This is a genomic window from Helicobacter pullorum (assembly GCF_900638355.1).
Lineage (GTDB): Bacteria > Campylobacterota > Campylobacteria > Campylobacterales > Helicobacteraceae > Helicobacter_D > Helicobacter_D pullorum.
The window spans coordinates 1,288,936-1,310,151 of the sequence record NZ_LR134509.1; the positions used below are offsets into that span (position 1 = coordinate 1,288,936).

17 protein-coding genes are annotated in these 21,216 nt (G+C 35.0%); 12 read left to right on the plus strand and 5 right to left on the minus strand.

The features are described 5' to 3' along the window. Positions 1-18 precede the first annotated feature (18 nt). From EL247_RS06295 to dba, 4 genes are all read right to left on the minus strand, one after another. Positions 19-762 carry a sulfite exporter TauE/SafE family protein gene (locus tag EL247_RS06295; RefSeq protein WP_172594059.1) on the minus strand — a complete coding sequence of 248 codons (744 nt, stop codon included), beginning with the start codon at positions 760-762 and terminating at the stop codon, positions 19-21. Positions 763-764: 2 nt separating this feature from the next. Continuing rightward, a complete protein-coding gene (gene cysS, locus EL247_RS06300) occupies positions 765-2,168 on the minus strand; it encodes a cysteine--tRNA ligase (RefSeq protein WP_104745922.1) in 1,404 nt (467 codons plus the stop codon). 181 nt (positions 2,169-2,349) lie between these two features. Further along, positions 2,350-3,867, minus strand: a complete 1,518-nt coding sequence (gene dsbI, locus EL247_RS06305; protein WP_054197544.1) for a disulfide bond formation protein DsbI — start codon at positions 3,865-3,867, stop codon at positions 2,350-2,352. Positions 3,868-3,879: 12 nt separating this feature from the next. Then, on the minus strand, positions 3,880-4,047 hold the full coding sequence (dba, locus tag EL247_RS06310; protein ID WP_005020553.1) for a disulfide bond formation protein Dba: 168 nt from the start codon (positions 4,045-4,047) through the stop codon (positions 3,880-3,882). 363 nt (positions 4,048-4,410) lie between these two features. On the opposite strand from dba, the gene EL247_RS06315 reads away from it, so the two are divergent. The 12 genes from EL247_RS06315 to EL247_RS06370 all read left to right on the plus strand — a co-directional run bounded on the left by EL247_RS06315 (position 4,411) and on the right by EL247_RS06370 (position 17,013). Next, positions 4,411-5,232: a plasminogen-binding N-terminal domain-containing protein gene (locus tag EL247_RS06315; RefSeq protein ID WP_040499620.1), complete on the plus strand. Its 822-nt coding sequence runs from the start codon at positions 4,411-4,413 to the stop codon at positions 5,230-5,232. Positions 5,233-5,245: 13 nt separating this feature from the next. Continuing rightward, positions 5,246-6,625 (plus strand): glycolate oxidase subunit GlcD, encoded by a 1,380-nt coding sequence (glcD, locus tag EL247_RS06320; RefSeq protein ID WP_104745923.1) that lies wholly within the window; start codon positions 5,246-5,248, stop codon positions 6,623-6,625. A 54-nt stretch (positions 6,626-6,679) separates the two neighbouring features. Further along, complete coding sequence (gene fabZ, locus EL247_RS06325) at positions 6,680-7,147, plus strand: 3-hydroxyacyl-ACP dehydratase FabZ (RefSeq protein WP_005020549.1); 468 nt, start codon at positions 6,680-6,682, stop codon at positions 7,145-7,147. After that, entirely contained in the window at positions 7,148-7,951 is an 804-nt protein-coding gene (gene lpxA / locus EL247_RS06330; protein WP_054197542.1) for an acyl-ACP--UDP-N-acetylglucosamine O-acyltransferase, read from the plus strand. Further along, entirely contained in the window at positions 7,948-9,189 is a 1,242-nt protein-coding gene (gene clpX, locus EL247_RS06335) for an ATP-dependent Clp protease ATP-binding subunit ClpX (RefSeq protein WP_005020547.1), read from the plus strand. Before lpxA ends, clpX begins: the two co-directional genes overlap by 4 nt. Positions 9,190-9,209: 20 nt before the next feature. Next, complete coding sequence (locus EL247_RS06340; protein WP_005020546.1) at positions 9,210-10,244, plus strand: rod shape-determining protein; 1,035 nt, start codon at positions 9,210-9,212, stop codon at positions 10,242-10,244. A gap of 3 nt (positions 10,245-10,247) precedes the next feature. Further along, entirely contained in the window at positions 10,248-11,078 is an 831-nt protein-coding gene (mreC, locus tag EL247_RS06345) for a rod shape-determining protein MreC (protein WP_077247093.1), read from the plus strand. A gap of 165 nt (positions 11,079-11,243) precedes the next feature. After that, positions 11,244-12,401, plus strand: coding sequence for a hydrogenase small subunit (locus EL247_RS06350; RefSeq protein ID WP_054194698.1), 1,158 nt, complete (start codon positions 11,244-11,246; stop codon positions 12,399-12,401). Beyond that, positions 12,402-14,138, plus strand: a complete 1,737-nt coding sequence (locus tag EL247_RS06355) for a nickel-dependent hydrogenase large subunit (RefSeq protein ID WP_005020543.1) — start codon at positions 12,402-12,404, stop codon at positions 14,136-14,138. A gap of 10 nt (positions 14,139-14,148) precedes the next feature. Beyond that, positions 14,149-14,814 carry a Ni/Fe-hydrogenase, b-type cytochrome subunit gene (gene cybH, locus EL247_RS06360; protein ID WP_054194697.1) on the plus strand — a complete coding sequence of 222 codons (666 nt, stop codon included), beginning with the start codon at positions 14,149-14,151 and terminating at the stop codon, positions 14,812-14,814. 8 nt (positions 14,815-14,822) lie between these two features. Then, positions 14,823-15,359 carry a HyaD/HybD family hydrogenase maturation endopeptidase gene (locus EL247_RS06365; RefSeq protein WP_060660961.1) on the plus strand — a complete coding sequence of 179 codons (537 nt, stop codon included), beginning with the start codon at positions 14,823-14,825 and terminating at the stop codon, positions 15,357-15,359. A 1-nt stretch (position 15,360) separates the two neighbouring features. Then, the gene (locus EL247_RS06370; protein WP_232019744.1) at positions 15,361-17,013 is read left to right on the plus strand and encodes a protein hydE; all 1,653 of its coding nucleotides are present in this window, start codon (positions 15,361-15,363) and stop codon (positions 17,011-17,013) included. Between the two features lie 394 nt (positions 17,014-17,407). On the opposite strand, the gene EL247_RS06375 is transcribed toward EL247_RS06370, so the two are convergent. Then, a complete protein-coding gene (locus EL247_RS06375; protein WP_126442122.1) occupies positions 17,408-20,830 on the minus strand; it encodes a filamentous hemagglutinin N-terminal domain-containing protein in 3,423 nt (1,140 codons plus the stop codon). Between the last annotated feature and the right edge of the window lie 386 nt (positions 20,831-21,216).

Below are 21,216 nucleotides of genomic sequence, written 5' to 3' on the forward strand. Positions count from 1 at the left end.
TTCACACACTCAATATTTCTAATTTTCATTCCCTTGTTCAATAGAGATTTGCATATGCATTTTACCGCCCATTTCTGGATTTTGTAGAAATTTTATACCCTTTTGAATCATCAATACCCCAAAAACAATAATAGCCAAAGCAGCAAGATTCATCGCTATTTTTCTAAATAATTGTTTAGAAAATAAAGTATTTGCCAACAAAGCAACAAGCACTAATGCAGGGATAGTGCCAAGTCCAAAAACCGCCATTACAGCTCCCCCTATAAGCGGATTTGCAAACCCTGCTGCTACAAACAAAAAAGCATACACAAAACCACAGGGCAATAAACCATTTAAAACCCCAAGCAAATATAAACTCCAAGGATTCTTGATATCCAAAAATCTCCGAAAACTCTTTTGATACCATTGAGTATTTTGCAAAGAATGTTCCAAATATGTAAGAAATTTGATTTTACCAAAAAGAGATAATCCTGCTAGCACCATTGCTATACCCGCAAAGACAAAAAGACAGCCACGCAAAAAACCATCCATAACAAACATACTTCCCAAAATTCCAACAATCACGCCAAGCACTATATAAGTGCTAATACGCCCAAGATTATAAAGCAAGTGATAGAATAATAGATGGATTTTATTGTTTTGAAAACTCACTCCCAATTTCCCACAATATGCCAACACAATCCCGCCACACATTCCTATGCAGTGTCCAAATCCTCCAACTAAGGCTATCCCAAAAATACTAATAAAGCTTATTTTATCCACCCTTACACTTTCTCCCATACGCTTTTTGTTGGCAAATCCATAATCTCAATTCCCATAGAATGCAATCTTTCACGAATCTCATCTGCTTTTGCAAAATCTTTTTGCTTCTTAGCTTCTGTTCTTTGTGCGATAAGATTCTCTATTTCTTGCTTTTGTTCTTCACTCACACCAAGTTGAAAATATTCAAAAGGATTCTTGCCTCCCACACCCAAAAGCCGCTCTAATATAGCCAAAAATCCAGCTATGCTTGAGATTTTATCTTTTTGTTTTTTATCTAAAAACTCATTAGCTTTATTGATAAATTCATCAACCACACTTAAAGCTTTTGAAATATTTAAATCATCATTTAAAGCTTCCAAAATGGCTTCTTTAAATTCTTTACACTGGCTTTCATCTGCTTCTTGTATAGGATAAATACGCTTTTTTATGCGGTAGATTCTATCCAACCGCTTTTTAGCACTCAATAAATCTTCTTCAGCAAAATTCAACCCTGCACGATAATGCGTCCCCAACAGATAAAATCGCAAAATCTCTCCATCATAGTTTTTGAGAGCATCTTTAATAAAAAAGCTATTCCCCAAAGACTTTGCCATTTTTTCACCATTAATAGTTACAAAACCATTGTGAATCCAATACTTTGCGATAGTTTGATTTTCTGCACAACGCGTTTGTGAAGCCTCATTTTCATGGTGAGGGAAAAGCAAATCCGCCCCACCCCCATGGATATCAATAGCATACTGCCCACTATATGCCAAATGCTTTTTAATCATAGCCGAACATTCAATATGCCACCCTGGACGCCCTTTGCCAAAAGGCGATTCATAGCCAATATCCCCTATTCCCTTATAACTTTTCCACAACGCAAAATCTTTGGAATCTTTTTTTTGCTCGCTATTGTGGATTCTACTTTGCAATTCCAACTCAGCAACTCTCCCACTTAAAGAGCCATATTTAGAATCTTTAGCAACAGAAAGATAAATATCTCCATTAGGCGTTTGGTATGCAAACCCTTTGTCAAGCAATTCTTGAATCATTTCACAAATGCTCTCTAAACTCTCTGTTGCCTTTGGCTCAATATCCGCTCTCTCAACTCCCAAAGCTTCCATTTCATCAAGGTATTTTTGTATATAAGTTTTTGTAATCTCTGTGATGCTTAAACCTGTTTGGAGCGATTTATTGATAATTTTGTCATCAATATCCGTAAAATTTTTTGCAAAATACACTTTATAGCCATTTTCCCTCAAAACTCTTCTTAATAAATCAAAAACAATCGCACTTCTTGCATGCCCCAAATGAGAATCATCATACACCGTTGGACCACACACATAAAGTCGCACTTCTGGAGGATTAATAGGGATAAAATCTACTTTTTCTTTCTGGACACTATCATAAATTTTAAGCTGCATAAATTTCTCTTTTTTGGATTATAATCAAACTCTAAGTATAGCAAAATTATTTTTAATTTTAATAAATTGACCAAAACGATATTTACAAAGGATTTGCGAAGATTATGATAGAAAGAATTTTAAGTAGCTAAAAATAAAAGGTATTCTTAAAGAATCCCCATAAGGATTCTTTAATTTAAAATTATTGCAATGTATAAAGGATATTTGCTCCATCTTGATAGCTTTGAATCTTCATATTTCCAGCTTCATCGATAAGCAAACTTCTTGCATTTTTAATAGTTTCTGGGTAACTAATAGTTTGAGTGACTTTTTCTGACTTTGGATCAATCACAACAATTACATTATGATTTTTACTTAGTGCATAAAGCTCGCCATTGTGATAAACCATAGAAGTTACATAAAGATCACCCAAAGTTTTACCTTCTTTAAGTTCTGCTTGTGGAGTAAATTCTCCTGATAATGTTCTATCGCTCAATAAATATTTGCTAATTACAAAAGTTTTAGCATTTTTATTGTTTGGAGTTGTAGCCAAATAGAAATATTTTCCATCTGTTGCCATACTTGCTACATGGAAGAATTTAGACCTCACAGTATCCAAACGCCCTCTTCCTAAACCTTCTCCTTGTCCTTCAAATTTATCCGCACCTTCGATAAAGTCTGCATATTGTTTAGCATCATCAGCATTTGGATTTTGTTTAAATCTCAAGAAAGATTTATTAGACCCCATCAAAAGATACTTATCTTCCATATAAGGAATAATTCCAATAATTGGATCAATAGTTGCAGAGAAATAAGGATCGAGTTTGAAACTAGATTTTACCGCAAAATTATCATCCATTACAGCTACATCGTATTTAGAGCTTACAAGATATTCGCCGCGTATATAACTTAAAGTATTAATAGGTTGTGCAAAATCGATTTTTTGCTCTCCTGTAATTTTGAGAGTTTTATCTACATTTAAAGGCGCATTAGCACTATTATTATCAAATGTGATTCCAAGTTTTGAACTTGCTGGAGCAAAAGCATAATCAGGAGCTTTCACATCTCTTGGCCCTAAGAATGAAAAACTACTAAATTTGCCATTCCAATAATCTGTACTCCAAATGATATATTTAGGATTTAAACTAAATCTTACTGGGTCTCCTTGTCCTGCATATGGTGGAATACCAGTGCTTACAAAAGCTTGGAAAACATTAGAAGCAATAATCAAAGTTACAATTACCACAGAAGCAAAAGAAAGCTTAGTCCATTCTCTAAATTTTTTTCCAGCCATTTCCACATCAAATTCACCAAATTTTGGAGCAAACGCAAAAATCACACCAAGCAACAATACAACTGCCCAAAATACAACTTCTGCCCAAAAATAAGTATGGAGTCCAAATACTGCTAAACCAAATCCTTGGTCTAAATCACGCATTGCGTGCATTCCATATTGTGCAAAAGATTGATACAATCCAAATGCAGCCATAATCAAAATTGCAGCTATATATTTACCTTTCATACCATAGCGAACGATAAATAAAGCCATAACCCCAATGTAAATCATCGCCTCTCTTTGTCCCCAACATAAAGTACAAGGACTATCACCTAACATATATCCAAACACAACATTTGCAATACCAACAGGCAATAAAACAATCAATAAGCCCGCTAAACACATTAATGTGTAAAAATTCTTTACTTTTGCATTTTCATTCATTTTACAAGCCTTTTACAGATTCATATTAGTAAGGATTCCACCCGCCTTATGCGATACATAAAGCACAATCATAATTACCCACGAAATCATTACAAGATTAAAAGCCAATTTTTCTTTTTCTGGTTTTTTAATGATTAAAATCATTGCAATTAAAACCATAAGAAGTTCTAAAAACTCCATATTTTCTCCTTCTACAAATTTTCAAAACTCGGATTGCAAAACATAATGTTTTTGCAAAACGGACGAAATACTATCAAAAAAATTATTGCTATAAACTTAATTTTATAACATAAAGTTATTTTTTAATAAAAAAACTTTAATTTTTGTTACCAAAAAACACAATTTTTTATTTTATATTTATCCAAAAATCAAACTATATTTAAGAACGCCAAGTAGCAATCTAAACTTAAAATTTTGCAAAGTATGCCAAAATTTTAAGAAATTTTAATGTATAATTAAAACTTGTAATTTTAAACAATATAAATCTTTAAAAGGCTCTATCAATTCTTGTTAGAGAAAAAGAGAGAAAAGGTTTTCCACAAAATGAAATATCTAAAACTTAAGCTTTTTATTTGCATTTTATTTTTTAGTTCCATAGCATTTGCCTCACCTTTTGGTAATAAACTTATTGTCCCTATTATAGAGTTAGATACAGATTCGGAGCATTTTGCCTATGTTCCGGCTTTTGATTTAAAGGTTGGCGAAAGTGGAGAGATTATTCGTTGGTTTGACAAAGAACATTCCGGAATTGTCGCAATGGCAGCTGTAGTAGAAGTCAAAGATAATCGAGCCAAAATCGCTTTTGAACCTTTTGTGGGATTAGAGCAATCTGCATTTCCAACTCCGCTATTAAAACCCCAAAAAAATGATGAAGTGGTTTTTAGAAGCTTTAATGACAGAGCCTTTTTGATTGCACCAACACAAGATATTTATGAAAAAGTAAGAAACGCTTACCCCGATGTTACTTGGTTGCACCCAGATTTATTTGCAGCTTATTTAATGGATATAGGGCATACAGCTCCGGTTAAAGGAGACTTTAGAAAAATATGTGCTCAATATGCCACAGGAGTTGTTTATATCGTCAATCTCAATGAAGGACAGGCATTAGATTGCCAAACTTTCAGCCTTATCAAAAAAGACTATATCACAGGAAGAGCACCTATTGAAGAGAGAATGTTGCCTTTCTTCTCGCGGATTGGCTCTACAAATCAAGAATGGTTTTCCTATCTTATCAATGACAAGAGAACTCAGGATTATTATATTTATTTTGATGCTCTACTCAAGGGAGAAATCAAAGATGAAGATGCGACTTTCTTTGGTAGAATCACAAATTATTTTACACAAAGCATTAAAGATATTTTCTAAGGATTTCCTCTAAATGACTGAACAAAATATTCAAGATTTAAGAAAAATTGTTGGTAGTGAAGATTGCTATGATGATAAAGCACATTTAAGTGCATATTGCTATGATGCAACCAAAGAAAGAAAATATCCCGAATGTGTTGTTTTTCCTCATAACGAACAAGAAGTCAGCCAAATTCTAAAATACTGCAATACCCATAAGATTCCTATTGTCCCTCGTGGTGCTGGAAGTGGATTTACTGGCGGAGCTTTAGCGGTTAATGGCGGTGTTGTTTTGGCACTTGAAAAACATATGAACAAGATTTTAGAAATCGATATGGAAAATATGGTCGCTAGAGTGCAACCCGGAGTTGTTAATATGCAACTCCAAAAAGCGGTGGAAGCTGTAGGTTTATTTTATCCACCCGATCCTGCAAGCGAACATTACTCAACCTTAGGTGGTAATGTCAGCGAAAATGCCGGTGGAATGCGTGCAGCAAAATATGGAATCACCAAAGATTTTGTAATGGCATTGCGTGCGGTTTTGCCTAATGGAGATATAATCCGTGCAGGCAAAAAAACTATCAAAGATGTCGCAGGATACAATATTGCTGGGATTCTTATTGCTAGTGAAGGGACTTTGGCAGTGATTACAGAAATTACTCTAAAATTACTAAGCAAGCCAAAATACAAACAAAGCGCAATGGGAGTTTTTCCAAGTATTCAATCGGCAATGAATGCTGTGTATAAAACAATGGCAAGCGGTATAACGCCGGTTGCTATGGAATTTTTAGACAATCTTAGTATAAGAGCAGTAGAAGAAAAATTCCACAAAGGTTTGCCAATCCAAGCAGGTGCGATTCTTATTACAGAAGTTGATGGAAATCTACCCGAAGAGATAGATTTTCAAATATCAAAAATAAAAGAAAAATTTTATGAAAATGGTGCGAGTGATTTTATCCAAGCAAATAACGAACAAGAAGCAGCAAATCTTTGGTTTGCAAGGAAAAATGCTAGCCCAAGTATTACAATTTATGGTAGCAAAAAACTCAATGAAGATATTACTGTCCCTCGCTCAAAACTTCCAGAATTACTTGAAAGAATCCAAGAAGTCTCCAAAAAATATAGCGTTGTAATCCCATGCTTTGGGCATACAGGCGATGGAAATGTGCATACAAATGTAATGGTAGATGGCTCTAAACCAGAAGAAGTAGAAAAGGGGCATAAGGCTATCGAAGAGATTTTTAAAATTACCGTCGAACTTGGAGGCACTTTGAGTGGAGAACATGGCATTGGGCTTTCTAAAGCACCCTTTATGGAACTTGCCTTTACACAAGAAGAAATGGAATTATTTAGGGCAATCAAAAAAGCCTTTGATCCAAACAATATTTTAAATCCGGGCAAAATGGCATTATGAGAAAAACCTTCAAATATATGTTACAATACCCATTCAACAATAAAAGGAATTTTTATGATTTATGATGTGCAAAAAATACGCGAGATTCTACCTCACCGCTACCCTTTATTATTAGTGGATAGAATCACAGCTATTACCCCCAATCAAAGCATTGAAGCATACAAAAACATTACCATTAATGAAGAAATTTTCAATGGACACTTTCCGATACAACCCATTTATCCGGGAGTTTATATCATTGAGGGAATGGCTCAAGCAGGGGGAGTACTAGCTTTTATTAGTATGTTTGGAGAAGATTCTAGCAACAATGGCGATAAAATTGTTTATTTTATGAGTATTGATAAAGCCAAGTTTAGAAATCCCGTTACACCCGGAGATACTTTAGTCTATAAATTAGAAGTAGTAAAACAAAAAGGTGGCATTTGGGTATTACAAGGCTATGCTTATGTCAATGAAAAGCTTGTCGCAGAAGCTGAACTCAAAGCAATGATTGTCGATAAAACCAAAGAAAAGGGAAATTAAGTGAGTATTGCAAAAAGTGCCATTATCGCTCCTAGTGCTATTATAGAAGAAGGGGCAACCATAGGTGAAAATGTTGAAATTGGGCATTATTGTGTAATTGGCAAAAATGTTAAAATCGGAGATAATACAAAAATTTATAATCATGTAACCATTCTTGGCAATACAACTTTAGGCAAAAACAATGAAATTTATCCTAATGCAACCCTAGGGACAAATCCGCAAGATCTTAAGTACCACGGCGAACCAAACGAACTCATTTTTGGTGATAATAATAAAATCCGAGAATTTACAATGATAAATCCCGGAACAGAAGGCGGAGGGAGTAAAACTATCATAGGCAGCAACAATCTCTTAATGGCTTATGTTCATGTTGCCCACGACTGCATCATCGGCAATAATTGTATTTTGGCTAATGGTGCGACACTTGGAGGGCATATCATTATGGGAGATTATATTAATATCGGCGGTCTAACTCCGATTCATCAATTTGTAAAAATCGGCGATTATGCTATGATTGCGGGGGCTAGTGCCCTTTCTCAAGATATTCCCCCTTTTTGTATGGCAGAGGGAAATCGTGCTGTAATCCGAGGTCTCAATCTCCATCGCTTAAGAAAAAATTTCGAACACCATCAAGTTGATAAGATTCATAATGCCTATAAGCGTTTGTTTTTAGGGAATCGCCCTATCCGAGAGATAGCACAAGAAATTTTAGATGAAACCCCCACTGATGAAAATGTTATGAAAATGTGTAACTTTATTTTGCAATCCACAAGAGGAATCCCATTTATAAGGAAAAGTCTATGAGCGAGCGAATCTGTAATTTTTGCAAATCCAAAGAATCACCCAAAAATCCTCTCATTACAGGGAATAATGTCTGTATCTGCAAAAACTGCATTATTGCCTCTTATAGCTTACTTTTTGGCAATGAACCTCATTTGCCCGAGGAAATAGATTCACAACCAGAAGAAGATTTCAAAATTATGCCCCCAAAAGAATTAAAAGCGATTCTTGATGAGTATGTTATTGGGCAAGAAAAAGCCAAAAAGGTTTTTAGCGTCGCAGTTTATAATCACTACAAAAGAATCTTGCAAAACCCGCAAGAAGAAGATACAGAAATTTCTAAATCCAATATTTTACTCATTGGTCCAACAGGGAGTGGAAAAACCCTTATGGCACAAACCTTGGCAAAATCACTTAATATTCCTATTGCAATTTGTGATGCAACTAGCCTAACAGAAGCAGGATATGTAGGAGAGGATGTCGAGAATATCCTAACTCGCCTCTTACAAGAAGCTAATGGAAATGTGCAAAGAGCAGAAAAAGGAATTGTGTTTATTGATGAAATCGACAAAATTTCAAGACTTTCAGAAAATCGCTCTATCACAAGAGATGTTTCAGGTGAAGGAGTGCAACAAGCTCTTTTAAAGATTATTGAAGGAAGTGTGGTAAATATACCTCCAAAAGGGGGAAGAAAACACCCAAATCAAGACTTTATTCAAATTAATACCAAAGATATTTTATTTATCTGTGGTGGTGCCTTTGATGGATTAGAAGAAATCATAGAAAGAAGAATCGGAGGAAACACTCTAGGATTCCACCACCAAAAAAACACCAAAGTAAATTCACACAACCTTTTAGAAAAAGTAGAGCCTGATGATTTGGTTAGCTTTGGATTAATACCCGAATTAATCGGTCGTTTGCATATGATTGCTACTTTAGAAAAAATCACCAAAGAAGCAATGGTAAATATCCTACAAAAACCCAAAAATGCACTCACCAAACAATATAAACAGCTTTTTGCACTTGATGGTGTAGTTTTGACTTTCCAGCCTGAAGCATTAGAGGCGATTGCTGAGCTTGCTATCCAAAGAAAAACAGGGGCAAGAGGTTTGCGTTCTATTATGGAAGAAATTATGCTAGATATTATGTATGAGTTACCAGAATTAAAAGGTTATGAAGTAATCATTACAAAAGAAACTGTTTCTAAAAAAGAAAAACCTTTACTCATCAAGCAAAAGAAAAATGGCAAGAAAAGTGCCTAATTCATCAAAAGAGGAGAAAAATGTTATTAGATAGAATAATTGGTTGGTTTTCACACGATATTTCAATAGACTTAGGAACTGCAAATACAATTGTTATCGTCAAAGGACAAGGTGTTATTATCAATGAACCTTCAGTAGTTGCTGTAAGAAATGACAAATATGGGAAAAATAAAATCTTAGCGGTTGGTCATGAAGCAAAAGAAATGGTAGGAAAAACTCCCGGCAGTATTTTGGCTGTCCGCCCCATGAAAGATGGAGTAATTGCGGATTTTGATATGACAGAAAAAATGATTCGCCACTTCATCGAAAAAGCACATCGCAGAAAAGCTCTTATGCGTCCAAGAATCATTGTTTGTGTGCCTTATGGTTTAACAGGCGTAGAACGCAAAGCAGTTAGAGAATCTGCTATTAGTGCAGGAGCAAGGGAAGTGTTTTTGATTGAAGAGCCTATGGCAGCAGCTATTGGTGCTGGACTCCCTGTAAAAGAGCCTAAAGGAAGCTTAGTAGTAGATATTGGCGGAGGGACCACAGAGATTGGAGTAATCTCATTAGGTGGCTTGGTTATCTCAAAATCTCTTAGAACTGCTGGCGATAAACTAGATAATGCAATAGTTGATTATATAAGACGCAAATATAGCTTACTCATTGGAGAGAGGACGGGAGAGATTATTAAAATTCAAATCGGTTCTGCCATTAGCCTTGATGAGCCACTTTCTATGCAAGTCAAAGGACGCGATCAAGTGAGTGGATTATTAAATACCATTGAACTTACAAGTGAAGATGTTAGAGAAGCCATCAAAGAACCTCTCAAAGAAATTTCAAATGCTCTCAAAGATGTCTTAGAGCAAATGCCACCAGATTTAGCAGGTGATATTGTAGAAAATGGGATTGTCCTCACAGGCGGAGGGGCACTCATAAGAGGTTTGGATAAATATCTTTCAGAAATCGTAAAACTACCTGTTTATGTAGGTGAAGAGCCTCTTTTATGCGTTGCAAAAGGGACAGGAAAAGCATTAGAAGAGATTGATATTCTTCAGCAATTATCTTATGAGTGATGAATGAAAAAACTCTTTCTTTGGATTATCTTTATCACTATTGCTTTATTCCTTTCAATGCAAGTCTCCAAAGAAATACACACCAAAGTCCTTTTTTTAAGTGATAGCATCAAAATAGGTATTTTAAACCTAAACAACAATATTATCAATGCTATCACAAGGCATTTCAATCAAGCTGAACAAATCAAGCATTTAACCAATGAGTTAAAAAACAAAGAAAGCATTCAATATTCATTTGATTTTCTAACCAATCAGCACAATGAGCTACTCCATTCTATTCACTCCAATTTAGATTTAAATCTGCCTAATTTTCACCTTGTCCGCACAATCTCTCATGTCAATATCAATGATTATACAAAAATCTGGCTAGAGGTTGATCATCAAGAAACCATCACAAAAACAAAAAATGTTATTTTTGGGCTTATCCACAATAATCAAGTTGCAGGAATCGCCACACTCTCAAATGGTAGATTCATAGGATTTTTAAATGGTGATGAAAAATGCAGTTATAGCGTTATTGTAGGTCCCAACAAATCGCCGGGTATTGCAAAATATGACCCAAACAAAGGTTTTATTATAGATTACATTCCTTTGTATCCAAAAATTCAAGTGGGGGATAATATCTATACAAGCGGTTATGATGAGATTTTTTATCCCAATATTTTAGTAGGTCAAGTAGAATCAATCGAAGAAAGACAAAACTATCAAATCGCCACTATCAAACTTGCCTCAAACCAAACTTCGCAATTTTACTGGCTAGTTGATATAGACAACCAAGAACGCAGCTTTCTTCAAAACAATTCCAACTCACAACAAAACAGCAATCAAAAATAATTTTACTAAATAAAATATTTTTAACCTTAAATATCTAAAAAAATGGTAAAATAAGTTTGTAAAAAGTCATTTTTTCTTTAAACTTAAAATAAATGGCTTTCTTCACATCTTCTTATCGAGAGTTAAAAATATTTTATTTTTAACTATTTTTTAAAAAGGATGAAAATGGAAAGAGAACAAGTCCTACTTCAAAAAGCACAAGAAAGGCTTAAAGAAATCAATAAATTTCCTGCCTTAAAAAAGGGAAATAGCATCAAAAAAATGCTAAAAGAAAATGGTATCTCAAGAAGAGATTTTATGAAATGGGCAGGTGCAATGACTGCTATGTTATCTCTCCCTGCGAGCTTCACACCACTTACTGCAAAAGCTGCTGAAGTTGCAGATAGATTGCCTGTGATTTGGTTGCACTTAGCAGAATGTACAGGTTGTAGTGAAAGCTTGCTTAGAAGTGATGGACCGGGTATTGCGAGTTTGATTTTTGATTATATTTCACTTGAATACCATGAAACCATTATGGCTGCCTCTGGTTTTCAAGCAGAGCAAAATTTAGAAGATGCCATTGAAAAATACAAAGGACGCTATGTATTAATGGTAGAAGGTGGCGTCCCCACTGCACTAGAAGGACAATATCTAACAATCGGTGCTCATGGCAAAACCGGTTTAGAAAATGCAAAAGAAGCTAGCGAGCATGCTGCAGCAATTTTTGCAATTGGCACCTGTTCTAGCTTTGGTGGAATCCAAGCTGCAAATCCAAATCCAACAGCCGCTAAACCTTTAAGTGCTGTTACAAACAAACCTGTTATCAATGTCCCGGGTTGCCCTCCTAGCGAGAAAAATATCGTTGGAAATGTTATTCACTTTATTCTTTTTGGCACATTACCTAGTCTTGATGCCTTCAATCGTCCAAAATGGGCTTATGGACTTAGAATCCACGATTTATGCGAAAGAAGAGGACATTTTGATGCAGGAGAATTTGTGCAAACTTTTGGTGATGAAGGTGCAAAAAATGGATATTGCCTCTACAAAGTTGGCTGCAAAGGACCTTATACTTTCAACAACTGCTCAAAACTAAGATTTAATTCCCACACAAGCTGGCCGATTCAAGCAGGGCATGGTTGTATCGGTTGTAGCGAACCAAACTTTTGGGATACTATGGGACCATTTGAAGAACCACTTGGAAACAAAATCTATGATGTCCCTTTCTTTAGCGGTCAAGATAGAACTGCGGACAATATAGGAATCACATTATTAGGAGTTGCAGCAATTGGTATGGCAGCACACGCAATCTTATCTGGCGTTAGAAAAAATAATAAAGGGGAATAGATGACAAAAAGAATTATTGTTGATCCAATCACTAGAATTGAAGGACATTTAAGAATTGAAGTCATTGTAGATGAAAACAATGTAATTACTGATGCTTATTCTAGCTCGACTTTATGGAGAGGAATTGAAGTTATCGTAAAAAACCGCGATCCACGAGATGTAGGCTTTATGGTGCAAAGAATCTGTGGAGTTTGCACCTATTCACACTACAAAGCAGGGATAACCGCAGTAGAAGACGCACTAGGTATCAAAGTGCCTTTTAATGCACAAATGGTAAGATCTTTGATGAATGTTTCTCTAGTTTTACATGATCATTTGGTGCATTTCTATCACTTGCATGGGCTTGATTGGTGCGATATCACACAAGCACTAAAAGCAGATCCCAAAAAAGCTTCCGAACTTGCCTTTAAATATGTAAAAAATCCAATTGCAACAGGAGCAGATGAGCTAAAAGCGGTGCAAGAAAAAGTAGCGAAATTTGCTAGCTCTAAGCAAGGTTTAGGACCTTTTGCAAACGCATATTGGGGACACAAGACTTATCGCTTCTCACCAGAACAAAACCTAATTGTGCTTTCACACTATCTAAAAGCACTTGAAGTGCAAAGAGTAGCTGCAGAAATGATGGCAATCTTTGGTGCAAAACAACCACACCCACAAAGCCTAACTGTCGGCGGAGTAACTTGTGTTGCAGATATTTTAGACCCATCAAGATTGGGAGATTGGCTCACAAAATACAAAGAAGTATCAGATTTCATCAATCGTGCCTACTATGCAGATGTTGTTATGGCAGCAGAAGTTTATAAAAATGAACCAAGTGTTTTAAAAGGTTGTGGAGTAAAGAACTTTATGAGTTATGCAGAGATCCCCGTCAATCACAATGAAACACTTTATAGTAGCGGTATTGTCCGCAATGGAGATATTTCAAAACTCTTTGAGATCAATGAAGATTTAATCACAGAAGAAGCCACACATTCATGGTATCAAAATGACAAAGCACTTCACCCTTATGAAGGCGACACAACTCCTAACTACACAGGGTTTGTTGATGCAGATACTATCGGACCAGATGGCACTCCTATCAAAACAAAAGCTTTGAATCTCGAAGGCAAATATAGCTGGATTAAATCTCCTCGCTACAATGGAGAGCCAATGGAAGTTGGACCACTAGCTGCAATTGTTGTCGGACTTGCAGCCAAAAATCCACGCATTACAAAAATTGCTACACAATTCCTAAAAGATACAGGATTGCCTATTGAAGCACTCTTTACCACTTTAGGAAGAACCGCTGCAAGATTATTAGAATGCAAACTCTCCGCAGATTATGGGATTGAAGCTTTCAACTCTCTAGTAGAAAATCTCAAAACAGGGGATCAAACCACTTGTGCTCCTTACAAAATCGATAGCAATAAAGAATACAAAGGACGCTATATCGGAAATGTGCCACGCGGTATGTTGAGCCACTGGGTGAGAATCAAAGATGGCGTTGTTTCTAATTATCAAGCTGTTGTGCCTAGCACTTGGAATGCAGGACCAAAAGATTCTAAAAATCAAATGGGACCTTATGAAGCTTCTTTGGTAGGGACAAAAATCCAAGATCTTACTCAACCATTAGAAATTATCCGCACTATCCATTCTTTTGACCCTTGCATTGCTTGTGCAGTTCATCTAATGGATACCAAAGGAAATGAAATCGGACAATACAAAATTGATCCAATCGCCATAGGTTGCAATATCTAAGGGAGAAATTATGGAAACAAAATACAAACCCGTCTATGAATTTTCAGGATTGACAAGAATATTTCACTGGATTAGAGCATTTGCAATCTTTGCTCTAATTGCTACTGGATTTTATCTTGCTTATCCATTTTTATCTGCTAATCCACAATATGATGTCTATTCACTCTCAAGAATCTGGCATGTTATCATCGGATTTGCATTGATTGCAGTTTCTATTTTTAGAATCTATCTTTTTATATTTGCAAAAGAATGTCAAATAGAACGCCGCTCTTTTTTGGATTTTATTAACCCTATTATTTGGATAAAGATTCTCAAAACCTATTTATTATTAGGCGGACATCCACACAATAAAGGCGCATACAATCCATTACAACTAGCAACTTACATAGGTTTAATGCTCTTAATCATTGCTATTTCTCTCACAGGTCTTATCCTTTATGCTCATGTTTATCATGAAGGGCTTGGAGGTTTTATTATGAGTTTTACTAGACCTCTTGAAGTGCTTTTTGGAGGAATTGCTAATGTGCGTTTAGTCCATCATATCTTAACTTGGGCGTTTATTATTTTTATTCCTATCCATATTTATATGGCAAGCTGGAATGCAGTAAAATTCCCCGGTTCTGGTATTGATACCATCATCAGCGGTTTAAAATTCGAAAAAGACGAACAACACTAGGAATACATTTGAAAATTCTCATTCTTGGTATTGGAAATATTCTTTTTGGAGATGAAGGGATTGGAGTGCATCTCTCCAACCTCTTAAAGCTCAATTATTCTTTTGAGGGCAAACACGAAGTCGATATTGTCGATGGAGGGACTATGGCACAGCACTTAATCCCTATTATCACAAATTACGATAGAGTTTTAATCCTTGATTGTATCGATGCAGATAATGCACAAATAGGGGATATTTATTTTTTTGACTTTAGTGCGATTCCAAACAACATCACTTGGGCTGGAAGTGCCCACGAAGTAGAAATGCTCCAAACTCTAAAAATGATTGAAATGTTAGGTGATTTACCTCCTACAAAAATCTTAGGCGTAAAACCATTTATCATTGGTAGTGACCCAACATTTGAATTATCACAAGAAATACTAAAAGCAGCTAAAACTATGGAAGCACAAGCTATAAAGTATCTCCACGAGTTTGGCATTCAAACTCGCAAAAAAGACAATAGAGATTTACAAGAAATCGCCCATCTTTCTTACAAAGGCTTTTAATTTGTTTGTCGCATTAGATTTTTCTTTGATTCACAATCTACAATCCCCAAACACAATCAAAAACTTTTTTCTTAAAAATCTCTTTTGGAGTGCAAAATCGTTTCATTTAGAAGCACAAGCGATACAAAACAATGCCAAAAATTTTATATTAGAATTACAAGGGGAGCAACAAAAGCTTTTAGACTTCACAAACCACCTCTCCCAAAGCCTTCCGCTCTCACTGCAATGGGCTTTTAAAGAATTGCGTATCTTAGAAAATCTCTCACAAAATAACAAAATTTCCCCAAATAACGAAATTTCAAACTTTCTAACACCCATAGAATTACAAGAAATCACACACAAGCAATCCCCAAATTTTTGCAATCTATGGCAGAATTTCATCGATTTCAAACTAGAAAAAATCACCCTTTTAAAAGACAATCAAAAACTCCCCCTCAAACACGCAAAAGACCTACAAGAATCTTTAAGCTTTTTAAGTCAGTTATTAAAAGAGGGAAAAAGTATTTTTATTAAAACCATTTTTGGCAAAAAAGAATTGCTTTTATTAGACGAAAAGAATCCCACAAAAATCAATACCCCCTATCTCTTTATGCCCTTTTGCCTAAACAACGCACAATCTATCTTTAGAATCTCCAATGAAGAAAGTCAAGCTCTAGCCACACTCGAAAAGCCCATTATCCACCTCAAGCCAAAAGCAATCCTTAAAGACTTTTTTTGTTTGGATGAAGTCCCTTGCATTTTGCCTTTTGATCCTATTTTATTGCTTCTTACTAAATTTTTAGAATCTTATAGCGGATTATATCTTTTAGAGCCTAGAGAAAAAATCCAAAATGGAATTTGCTACTTCATAAAAGAAGAAAAATCTCCCCTCACTATAACCGTGGCTAAAAACTCTTTGATTTTGCAGCACACAGCACAAAAAGCCCCCAATACACCCCACCCAGAATTAGAATCCTTCCTACAAACCATACAAGAAGAAAATCTAAAAAGCCTCAATGCCCTCTATTTGGGCGAAGATTCAACGCATTTTATGGTATATTTCAATGGAAGCTTTAAAACCCCTATTGAATTTAAATTTGAAACAAATTTTCACATTATTTTAAACACCCTAAAAACGCTCAATTCCACCACACAATCTTTGCTAAAAAACTTCACCAATGCCAACTGCGAACTCATCAAACAACTAGAAACCTTACCCACAGATTCTAAGCCCTCGACCAATCTCTTAGATCTTATCGGAATGTGCGGAATCTTGCTAGATTTGCAAGCCAATACCCTAAAAGATTCTACAAAAGCAGTTTTGCAATGTGCCTCACAATTCCTCGGCAGCAAAGGACCGCGGATTGACTTTAGATTAGAAAAAAACGAAGAAGGCAAAATCTACCTCGATACTTTACGCACTTTGCGTTCTGTAATGAGCTTCAAACTTGCCGGAGTTGAAAAAGAATTATTATGTTTTGGTATTTTGGATTCTTTTGCTGAATTTTTTGCAAATTTAAGTCGAGATATGGAAGAAAACTACAATACAAAAGGCATTATTATTAGCGGAGAACTCTTTTTAAACAAACAATTCATCGATCAATTTATACATTATCTACCAAAAGATTCGGATATTTTTCCAAATAGCATAATGTTTTTTACACCACTTCACTAAAACTTTGCAGATTATAAGATTTTATTTACAAGCACATAAAGCTTACAAGCCTTGAATTATATTAAGTTTATAGTAGCTAGATTTTGAAGTTTGCCCTATTGAGAAACCACATTTCCCCCAAAGAAGCAAAATGTCAAAAACTTCTTTGGAGGTATATTTAGTTCGGATAAGGAAACTATAATCTCTTGATTTACACTCTTAAAAAATATATATTTGTTCTAAGATTTTTGCTTCCTTGCTTTCACCTCCTAAAGTATTTTAGAATCCCAAAAGACTATTCAAAAGCATTGAATTTCTTTCAAGATTCTAAAAAGAATCAAAGCAATCAAACTCCATTGATTAATTTAACTCTTTTTAGAATCTTTAGCCTAGGATTAACCTAAGCTAAATGATATTAATAAGTAATAGCCATACAAGGATTATTTGTCTTAGCATTATCACTTACAATACATAATCTACCTTTTTCCCTACCTTCATTAATCTCAATACTTGTTTCTTCTTCAGCAGGTAATTCTAAAACTTCTCTTTTGTAGTTTAGATAAGCTAATCTTGCATCATATCCACCATTATTATTGACGGTATCATCACCTTCATAGCCATTGTCTTCATTGTCTCCATTGTTTCCATTGTCGCCACCGCCATTGTCAGGATCGCTTGGATCTGGATTTGGTGTTGGATCTGGATTAGGATTAGGATCTGGGTTTGGATCTGGATTAGGATTAGGATCTGGGTTTGGATCTGGATTAGGATCAGGATCTGGATTAGGGTTTGGATTAGGATTAGGATTAGGATTAGGATCTGGATTTGGATCAGGGTTTGGATCAGGTGTTGGATCTACCGGTTTAGATGGCTCTAATGGAATAAGTGGAATCGAATCTATAGGAAGAGGAACATTAATATTATCTTGAATATCATTTTGTACCAAAGCATCAACCCCATAGTAAGTAAAGCTTCCTTTAGCTCCTCCTGCCATTACATCAATGTCTTGAGCTTGATTAATCTTAAGATCGTTGATAAATCCTTCTCTTATGCCATTAATGGTTGTTACATAGCCATCAACTTCTTTGATTAGATTTGCCAAATCGGTGCCTTTAAGCACTTTAATTTGATGATCGATAATGTTTGCAACTTCTGTTTTGAGGTCGCTTCTTTGTTGTTTCATGGCTTCAAGATCTTTTTTCATCAACGCAATATACTGGGGTTTCATCCCTATTTGCTCTGCCTTTTTAATATCTTGCTGTAACTTTGCAATTTCACCATCCAAAGTTTCAACTTGATTTTTAATATTTTCTACTTGCGTATTGAGTTGTGCTCCTTGATTGTTTAATTCTTGTGCTTTATTTAAAGCATCAGCAAGTTTCTTCAAAGTATCCTCAAGCGTTTTAATATCAGCTAATTTACCATTAATTGTATTTTTTAGATTTGTCATACCGCCTTTAATGGAATCTCTGTATTTGCTTGTAGCGTTGGTATAGGCATCTCCGCTAAAAAGATTCGAGTGAGTTTTGGTTACTGCATTGCTGTTGCTACCATTATACCCATCATAAAAAGCACGCAAGAAATTAATGGATTGTTTGATAGATTCTTTTAGCTGTGGATTATTTTTATCAATCAAAATATTATTTAAGAAATTAGTAATTTTACCATCTGCAGTTCCTTCGCCCTCTCCGCTATTGATTACTTTTAGAATGTTATTAAGTTGCGTGATGATAGTATTCAAAGTAGCTTGTGTTGATAAGCCATCTTTATCTTCGATAGTTACTCCATAATCTGCTTCCAAAATATCATTGATAATAATTTGAGGGAGATATGTATTAATCAAAGTCGTGTAATCACCGCTTGTGTTGAGATGATCGTCCCCAAAAACATTTGAATTTTTGACTGAAGTAACCCAAGTGTAATTGTAATTAGTAACTTTTAAACCTTGACGATTACCGACTGTGTTTTTGAAAATTTGATCATTTTCTGGTTTATCATAGCTTGTAAATTTTACTGTATTGCCATATTTATTTCTATCAGCATCTGCAACTTGCTTAACGCCATCAATTGCACCTTTAGCTGTATAATAAATAAAACCAGTAGCTTGATCTATGTTATATCCATCCCTATCAAAAATAATACCCGAACCAAATGGACTTGGATCTGTTATATGAGTGTTATAAACAATATTGATATTATTGAAAGTATTGCTACCAGTCATTGAATGATAAAAGGTAGCAATTTTGAGACGACTATCTTTATTCTCTCCCAAAGCACCTGCTGGCATAAATTTTGAATCTTCGTTGTAATAAAGGAAAATATTGCCAATAGAGTTACCAGAACCAAGTTGTGAGGTAAATCCTCCCATTGCTGTATTTGCACTACTCCCAAAGCCTGTAACCACAGCAGTTTGTAAAGTCCCGATTTTATTCAAAATCAAGCCATCAATGGTTGTTTTACCTTTACTTGCATTTTCAATCTTTCCTGCAAATCCGCCCATATACATATTTGATCCAGTGTATCGATTAGAATACAAAAAGAGATTTTCAATATTATTCAAAGAAACTTTTTTAATGTTAATGTCTCCATTCCTACTATTGATTACCCCTGCAAATCCGCCCATATAGCCAACATCATTGATAGCTCCACTTAAATTAATGTTATTTAGCGTAACATTCTCGATATTTCCACCATTGATTTGCCCTGCAAAAGCACCAAGGTGCAATGTATCTACTAGTGGAATATTTTCTGTACTCACTCCATTAATGGTTAGATCTTTGATAGTGCCTCCACCAATTTTGCTAAAAATACCTACAATATCTGTGCCACTCTCTGAGGATACATTTGAATTTGTAAGCTTAATATTCAACATTGTATAGCCATTGCCATTGAAGATTTTATTAAAACCGACAGATGTAAAAGCACCATTATTGAAATTAAGATCGCCGATTAATTTAAACTCTTCTATATCTCTTGTTTCTCTTGCACCACTATTCCAAGCAGTTGCAAAATCATTCCAACCTTTTGTAGTACCAATGGTAATGATATTGTAAATACTTCCCATATTAGCAACAGTGCCTGCTCCATCGTTAGTATAAGTTTGTTTAATCCAATTATCTGTATAGGTTTTATTTTTAAAAATATCCATTGTCATTTGGACTTTAATATCAGCTATGCTATCAACACCAACTCCATGAAATCCCATAAGCTCGATATCATTCTTCTTTGTAACACCCTCAGCGTCCAAAAAGATTTTATTTCCTACTATTTTTAGGCTACCGGTATGATTGAAATTCCCAAGCACACCATTTCTATCTCCGCCATTATAAGTTCTATTCCTTACTTCTTTACCTACCAAAATAATATGATTTGCTGTGATATTCCCCATATTGACAATATTGCCCCTCACTTCATTAGGACTAAACACAGGGGAGAAATTTACTGCATTTTGATCGCCATTTTGTTTGGCTGCATCTACAAATTGATTGAGTGCTTTATCCAAACTTGAAGTAAAAGCTCCAAATTTATTTGCATTGACACTCGCCCCTTGTCCTATTAACACTCCACTTGGATTGACTAGATAGATATTATTGCCATTGCCATTGAGAGTTCCTAATATCTTAGAGGCTTTGTTGGAATAATCAAGATTCAAAAAGGCTTTGCCACTTCCGTTAAAATTTACCCTTTCTCCATTATTAATATTAAATCCACCACCCCACGCAATTACATGGTTTTTGTTATTTCCTGTGATAGTCATTGTTCCACTATTTTTGATAATGCTTCCGCTTCCATGGATAAATTTACCACCAGCAGGTAAAGCCGCTAAGTTTTGAGACAATAACACACTAGCGATGATAGAAATACCAATTTTGCTAATGGTTTTGGAATCTTTTTTGGATTCTTGAATCTTTTTAGGATTCTTAGTAAGTTTTTGGGGTTTTGAGTTTTTGAGAGTGTTTAAAGAGTTAGTTAAAGGCTTATTTGCCCCCCCCCCCCCATACTACGACAGAATTAGGATTGTTTGACATTTTATCTCCTTTATAAGATATTTAAATTTATAAAATAAAGAAAAGTCTTTTTATTTATAAATTCATAAAGAGAATTATACTACTAAATTGAGATAAAATTGATGAAATAAAAATAAAATAATTATAACAAAATTATATAAATGATTTAGTAAAAGTTAAATAATAATTTAATCTTTATAATTAGGCTTGATGATTA

Coding starts and splice junctions, on each gene's coding strand:
- cysS (WP_104745922.1), bottom strand. CDS start 2,168: ATGCAGCTTAAAATTTATGATAGTGTCCAGAAAGAAAAAGTAGATTTT.
- dsbI (WP_054197544.1), bottom strand. CDS start 3,867: ATGAATGAAAATGCAAAAGTAAAGAATTTTTACACATTAATGTGTTTA.
- dba (WP_005020553.1), bottom strand. CDS start 4,047: ATGGAGTTTTTAGAACTTCTTATGGTTTTAATTGCAATGATTTTAATC.
- EL247_RS06315 (WP_040499620.1), top strand. CDS start 4,411: ATGAAATATCTAAAACTTAAGCTTTTTATTTGCATTTTATTTTTTAGT.
- glcD (WP_104745923.1), top strand. CDS start 5,246: ATGACTGAACAAAATATTCAAGATTTAAGAAAAATTGTTGGTAGTGAA.
- fabZ (WP_005020549.1), top strand. CDS start 6,680: ATGATTTATGATGTGCAAAAAATACGCGAGATTCTACCTCACCGCTAC.
- clpX (WP_005020547.1), top strand. CDS start 7,948: ATGAGCGAGCGAATCTGTAATTTTTGCAAATCCAAAGAATCACCCAAA.
- EL247_RS06340 (WP_005020546.1), top strand. CDS start 9,210: ATGTTATTAGATAGAATAATTGGTTGGTTTTCACACGATATTTCAATA.
- mreC (WP_077247093.1), top strand. CDS start 10,248: ATGAAAAAACTCTTTCTTTGGATTATCTTTATCACTATTGCTTTATTC.
- EL247_RS06350 (WP_054194698.1), top strand. CDS start 11,244: ATGGAAAGAGAACAAGTCCTACTTCAAAAAGCACAAGAAAGGCTTAAA.
- EL247_RS06355 (WP_005020543.1), top strand. CDS start 12,402: ATGACAAAAAGAATTATTGTTGATCCAATCACTAGAATTGAAGGACAT.
- cybH (WP_054194697.1), top strand. CDS start 14,149: ATGGAAACAAAATACAAACCCGTCTATGAATTTTCAGGATTGACAAGA.